The organism is Sphingobacterium bovistauri (assembly GCF_020295405.1).
In the GTDB taxonomy this organism is placed as follows: domain Bacteria; phylum Bacteroidota; class Bacteroidia; order Sphingobacteriales; family Sphingobacteriaceae; genus Sphingobacterium; species Sphingobacterium bovistauri.
In genome coordinates, this window is record NZ_JADEYP010000042.1 from 21,066 (window position 1) to 27,794 (window position 6,729).

Genomic DNA, 6,729 nt, shown 5'->3' on the forward strand with positions numbered 1-6,729 from the left:
GCCGCCAATGGCGGCTTTTATTTTAATCGATAATCTCATTACAAAGCCTACATTATGAAAAAAACAATTCTAAATATAATCTTTGCAGTTACTTTAATAACTTATTCTCATCATACACAAGGACAAGCGCATAATGTATCTGCAGGGTATCAAAAACCGACAGACCCATTAGTTATTAACAATTTAGAACAATGGCAAGATATGAAATTCGGACTATTCATGCATTGGGGGACATACAGCCAATGGGGAATTGTCGAAAGCTGGAGCTTATGTCCAGAAGATGAGGGCTGGACACAACGCAAAAAAGAGCATGGATCAACTTATTATGAATACGTAAAAAATTACGAAAATCTTCAAAAGACTTTTAATCCTACACAATTTATTCCTGAAAAATGGGCTAAAGCCGCAAAGTCTGCAGGAATGAAATATGTTGTATTCACCACAAAACATCACGATGGATTTGCGATGTTTGACACTAAAGAATCTGTTTATAAAATTACATCGCCAAACACACCTTTTTCATCAAATCCTCGTGCGAACATAACTAAAGAAATTTTTGATGCCTTTCGAAAAGACAACTTCAAAATTGGAGCCTATTTCTCCAAACCTGATTGGCACACTGAATATTATTGGTGGTCATATTTTCCACCAAAAGATAGAAATGTTAATTATGACCCTACCAAATATCCTGAACGATGGAGTCAATTTAAAAATTACACCTACAACCAATTAAATGAATTAACTTCTGAATATGGCAAAGTAGATATTTTGTGGTTAGATGGTGGATGGGTTCGCCCCTTCAAAACGATTGACCCCGCTGTGGAATGGCAACGTACTATCAAAACAGAACAAGATATAGATATGGATCGCATCGGTACTATGGCGCGCAAAAATCAACCTGGAATAATCGTGGTGGACAGAACAGTACCTGGAAAATGGGAGAATTACGTCACTCCAGAACAAGCTGTTCCGGACCACACATTAGATATACCATGGGAAAGTTGCATTACGATGGGTGATTCCTTTTCATATGTACCAAATGACAATTACAAGCCTACAAAAAAAATAATAGAAACACTGATTAAGATAATTTCAAGAGGAGGAAACTACCTATTGAATATTGCTCCAGGACCAAATGGTGATTTTGATAAAGCTGCATATGATCGTCTACAAGAAATCTCGAATTGGATGAATATTAATGAATCGGCCGTATTTGCTACCCGACCTATAGCTCCATTCCATATTGAAGATTACTACTATACCAAAAGCAAAGACAATAAAATTATTAATGTATTTCATATTCAAGAAAACAATAAGGAATACGTAAGTACAAATCAATTTGAATTCGAAATTCCCAATACTATAAAAATTAGAGACATTAAGCTTCTAGGTTCTAAAGAAAGGATAAAATATCAAATTAAAGATGGTAAGATTTTCATCAATACTAGTAAGAACAAATCAACTTATGCTTCCGTATTTCAGATAGTTTTGATATAAATAATTTACAAAGGAATAATGCTATTTAGCAACATTAATAGCAGCTCTTTTCCTACTTTTACATAAAATCTATCAATATAATTATGAGAATCCTTTATCTAATACTTTTATCATTAATAATCACATTTACGTCAGTAGCCCAACCCAACCCGAAAACAAAATGGTTTGAGGACGCCCGTTTTGGCATGTTTATTCACTGGGGATTATACTCTGCGGCCGAAGGAATTTGGAAAGGTGAAAATTTGAGATATTTAAATAATTATGCAGAATGGATAAGGTATAGAAATCGTATATCTAAGGAAGAATATGGTGAGCTTGCTAAGCGATTTGTTTGGGATCAAATTAACCCTGAAGAATGGGTTATTCAAGCTAAGAAAGCTGGAATGAAATACATTATTATGACCTCAAAGCATCATGATGGGGTCGCTATTTGGGACACCAAAATTGGAGATTATTCACTCTCGAAACTATCAGGATCAAAGCGCGACATCATAAAAGAATTAGCAGAGGCATGTCGAAAACACGATATGAAACTAGGCTTTTATTACTCTCATTGGATTGATTGGGAACATCCATATGCTTGGGATCATAATCTAGAATTGACCAAAAGTGTCTCTCCCGAACAATTTAATCAATATTGGCAAGAAAAAGCGATACCGCAGCTGCGGGAGTTATTGACAAATTATGGAGATATCGCAGTGATGTGGTTCGACATGTGGATTCCATATGAAAAAACGATATTCCAAAAGCAACAGCTAGAACAAGCTGTTAGTCTTATACGAGAACTGCAACCCAATTGTCTTATCAACTCTAGATTAGGCTTACCTACAGATGCTAAATATGTAGATTTTCAAACATTAGGTGATAATGTCTTCGCGAATGAATACATAGATCACCCTTGGGAAACTCCAGGAACCATCGCACATTCATGGGGATATAGTGGCTATGAAAAAGAGTGGAAGTCCACGAGTCAAATTTTTGAATCCTTGATATCGAATGTTAGTCTTAATGGCGGACTAACATTGAACATTGGTCCACGCGCTAATGGTCAAATACCACATGAAAGTGTTTCCAGATTAAATGATATTGGTCAATGGCTAAGCAGATATGGAGAAGCTGTCTATACGAACAAAGGAACGCCTCTACGCGCTAAGAATTTTGATTGGGGATATTTGACGTTACAGAAAACGAATTTGTATGCACATATTTTCAATTGGCCACTCGATAGGAAACTAAGAATCACTGGAGTAGTATCAAAACCTAAAGCGATCTATTCCATTAAAGACAACAGCCAAGAGAAGTTAAATTATTCGCAGACAGGGTCAATTATTTATGTGGATTTACCGAAAAATGCCTCAGACAATTTCGTTTCATTAATAAAACTTGAATTTGATAACGAAATCAATTTTGATAAGGAAGTTGTGGCAGAATCTACTTTTGGTGGCTTTGCTTTAAGCAGTAAAAATCTATATAACAACAAAGAGCATGAAATAATCGCTTATGATGGAAAACGTCCCAACTATATTATCTCAAAGGGACAAAATTTAACGTGGCTTGTCGAATTCACAGAAAAAGGCAAATATACCTTAGATGTATCCGCACACAATCCGACAAAAAAAGATATACAAATCACTGTTCAAATAGGTGGCAAATCAATTAAAGGCGTCCTAAAACCAAATGGCATGATGGTCGTTGAACCAACTGAAAACAATTATATCGAGGAATTTACGGATACACATATTGGCATTATCCAAATTGATCGAGCTAATAAAATGAAAATTGTATTAGAATCTCCAAACGAAGAATCCATTTGTATTAATAGAATTTGGATTAAGAAAATATAACTTTCATAGAAGAGGAATCTGCTCAAGAAATAATTAGCAGATTCCTCATTTAAACATTCGATGTAAAATCGTATTTCCATACCAGAACATATATAAATTATTGTCTATATATGTAACATTGAAATCTATAAAATAATCCAAACATTACTAGAAAAACAAACGTACTTCACCTCTACTTAATACATATTTTCGGATAATAGTCCTCAAATCACTTTATCATTTGTAATCAAAGCTCTATTTATTCCTATAAAGTTCTTTTAATAAAGCTCATATCCTACCTTTATTTTCATTTATTGTCATTATAATTTATACTTTTACATTCTTCAAAAACCAATATAAATGAATCTATATACTAATATCCTCAAAAATCTTTTTTTCTCTGGTGCTACAGCAATAGGAGATCTGAGTAATAGTGTAGGCAAAAGCATTCCTATTACCACAAAAGGATTAAAAGATTTATTAAAAAGAGGGTTCGTACAAAATTTGGGACTCACAAATTCGACTGGGGGAAGGAAAGCATATCTATATAAAGCAGATAAAAACATGCTTGGCAATATAATCGCCATTTCGATTGAACGCAGAAGAACGCTAATAGATGTCTTTAATATTGATCATGAAAAAGTAAGAGACACCATTAAATTAGTAATTACTACGCAGGAAGAATACGAACTTGTCAATGCCCTTATAGAAGAAATAGAAAAATTAAAAGCTGAATACTCTTCAAATACATTTATGGGAATAGGGATTATATGCCCTGGATTTGTGAACACACAAAAGAAAATAAACACATCCCACCCCGTAGGATCACCTCTTTATGAAATTGCAAAGACGCTAGAAGAAAAATTAAGGATACCAACATTTATTGAAAATGATTCAACAGCCATAGCAATAGTTGAAAAGCATTTCGGTAAAGCAAAGGATTCACCACATACCTTAGTCATTAATTTAACTTGGGGCGTCGGTCTGGGGATATTGATTAATAATACTATTTTCAGAGGACATAATGGTTATGCTGGAGAATTTAGTCACATCCCTTTAGCAGACACTAATAATTTGTGTTTTTGTGGTAAAAAAGGGTGTTTAGAAGTTGAGGCTTCTTTACAGACAGCTATCGAATATATCGAAAAACAACTACAGGCCGGAGAAGTATCCATACTAAAGAAGAATTCAAAACAAATAACATTTGATCAGTTAGTGCATGCCTATAAAAATGGAGATCAATTAGCAATTGAAGCTATTCGAAAAATAGGCCATATGCTTGGTAAAGGTATTGCGACGTTAATACATATTCTAAATCCTGAAAAAATTATTTTGGCTGGGATAGGTATTGAATTTGGTGATATCATACTTTCCGAAGTACAATCTTCCATTCACTTGTATTGTATTCCGCGCTTATCTGACCAAACTTCTATTGAGCTTTCAGAAATGAAGGATGTATTGACCTTAGCTGCTGCTTGCACTGTTATCGAACAAATTCCTAAAATTAATCTTGCTGTATAATAGAAAATCACTCTTTAGGAGTGATTTTCTATTATAGCTGAGATCTCAACTTTGTAACTTCATCCCCTACTGCTGTATCGCTACCATCTGTAATCGCAGAAGAATGAAAGTAAGTAGCCTTAGTTTTATCTAAAAGATGTGCTACATTAGAAGAACGTAAACCACCTCCAGGCATAATCACAATGCGGTCATTAGAAAGCTTTACCAATTCCACCAGATTACGTAATCCTAAATCAACATTCGGTTCGCATCCTGATGTCAAAATAGTTGTAAAACCACATGAAATAACATCTTCTAATGCTTTTCTAAAATCAAAGACCTCATCAAATGCACGGTGAAAAGTGCACGGAAATGGCAAAGCTAATTCAACGAGTTCTCTATTCTTTGATTCATTGACTGTATTATCTGCGTTGAGAATTCCAAAAACAAAACCATCTATCCCCATATCCTTTATACGCAGAATATCCCTTTTCATCGCTGTAAATTCTTCATCAGTATACACAAAATCACCTCCTCTTGGACGAATCATGACATTCAATTGAATAGTCAACAATTTGCGTGCAGCTAAAACATCTTCATCAGATGGAGTGGTACCTCCAACTTCCATACCTGCACACAATTCCACACGATCCGCGCCAAATTCTTGAGCTATTTTAGCTGAATTAAGATTGAAGCTCGCAATTTCTAGTTTAGCCATTTGATTTCAAATATGATTTACCCTTAATCAGTTCATTTCCTTTAGCATCATATTTAGCATAATTGAATCCGCCATGAATACAATAAGCTCCATATTCTCCTCGCTTATTTAAAGCAATAAATCCTACTTGAATATTATCCAAAGACTTTCCTCTATTCTGTGTAAACTTAATAATTCTTTTAACTGCTACTTCACAAGCTTTTTGTGGTGAATGCCCTTGACGCATTAATTCAACTACTAAATGACTTCCTACCGTACGAATCACTTCTTCACCGTGACCAGTAGCTGTTGCAGCACCAATTTCATTATCTACATAAAGTCCTGCGCCAATGATTGGTGAATCACCAACTCTTCCATGCATCTTGAAAGCCATTCCACTCGTCGTACACGCACCTGAAAGGTTACCGTTTGCATCAAGTGCAATCATACCTATGGTATCATGATTCTCAATATTAACAATCGGCTCATATTTTGACGTTTTCAACCATTCTTTCCACTCTTTTTCTGATTCTTCAGTAAGTAGATTTTCTTCTTTGTAGCCTTGAGACTTTGCAAATTGCAATGCGCCCTCACCCACCAGCATAACATGTGGTGTTTTTTCCATTACAGCTCTAGCTACAGAAATTGGATGTTTGATATTTTGCAAGGCAGCCACCGAACCAATATTTGCATGTTCGTCCATGATACAGGCGTCCAGCGTGACTTTGCCATCACGATCAGGTCTACCGCCATAGCCAACACTACGCTCCGAAGGATCAGCTTCTGTTAACCTTACGCCCTTTTCAACAGCATCTAAAGCACGTCCACCATTAGATAAAATTTGCCATGCTTCTTCATTCGCCTTTAAACCAAAATCCCAGGTAGACAATACGATAGGTTTATTTATCTTTATGATTGAACTTTCTGATATAGCAAATTTTGGAAGTACTGAAACAGCCAATGTTCCTAAACCTAACTTTTGCAAAAAACTTCTTCTCGAACCCATAATATATTTTATGTAATTTCCTTTATTCTATACTATTGTAGCAAACCATAAAGATATGCTTTAAACTATTGAAATAAAAGAGGCTGTCTAAAAAGGTCTGTTAATTAAAGAGCCCCGTCATTAAAAAATAATGGCGGGGCTTATGTTTTTTGTCCTCAATTTTTTGTAAATTGAGGTGCACCCAAAAAACGATATGAAAGTACAAT

5 protein-coding genes are annotated in these 6,729 nt (G+C 35.0%); 3 read left to right on the forward strand and 2 right to left on the reverse strand.

Annotation, left to right across the window (positions count from 1 at the left end; all coding sequences use genetic code 11):
* The first annotated feature begins 54 nt into the window (after positions 1-54).
* The 3 genes from IPZ78_RS16390 to IPZ78_RS16400 all read left to right on the forward strand — a co-directional run bounded on the left by IPZ78_RS16390 (position 55) and on the right by IPZ78_RS16400 (position 4,841).
* Positions 55-1,497, forward strand: a complete 1,443-nt coding sequence (locus IPZ78_RS16390) for an alpha-L-fucosidase (protein ID WP_225555067.1) — start codon at positions 55-57, stop codon at positions 1,495-1,497.
* Between the two features lie 83 nt (positions 1,498-1,580).
* The gene (locus IPZ78_RS16395) at positions 1,581-3,341 is read left to right on the forward strand and encodes an alpha-L-fucosidase (RefSeq protein WP_225555068.1); all 1,761 of its coding nucleotides are present in this window, start codon (positions 1,581-1,583) and stop codon (positions 3,339-3,341) included.
* Positions 3,342-3,680: 339 nt separating this feature from the next.
* Positions 3,681-4,841 carry an ROK family protein gene (locus IPZ78_RS16400; protein ID WP_225555069.1) on the forward strand — a complete coding sequence of 387 codons (1,161 nt, stop codon included), beginning with the start codon at positions 3,681-3,683 and terminating at the stop codon, positions 4,839-4,841.
* A gap of 31 nt (positions 4,842-4,872) precedes the next feature.
* Here IPZ78_RS16400 and IPZ78_RS16405 read toward each other — a convergent pair whose 3' ends face one another.
* Both IPZ78_RS16405 and IPZ78_RS16410 read right to left on the reverse strand, forming a co-directional pair.
* Entirely contained in the window at positions 4,873-5,538 is a 666-nt protein-coding gene (locus IPZ78_RS16405) for a copper homeostasis protein CutC (RefSeq protein WP_225555070.1), read from the reverse strand.
* Positions 5,531-6,523, reverse strand: a complete 993-nt coding sequence (locus IPZ78_RS16410; RefSeq protein ID WP_225555071.1) for an isoaspartyl peptidase/L-asparaginase family protein — start codon at positions 6,521-6,523, stop codon at positions 5,531-5,533. Before IPZ78_RS16410 ends, IPZ78_RS16405 begins: the two co-directional genes overlap by 8 nt.
* Positions 6,524-6,729: the final 206 nt, after the last annotated feature.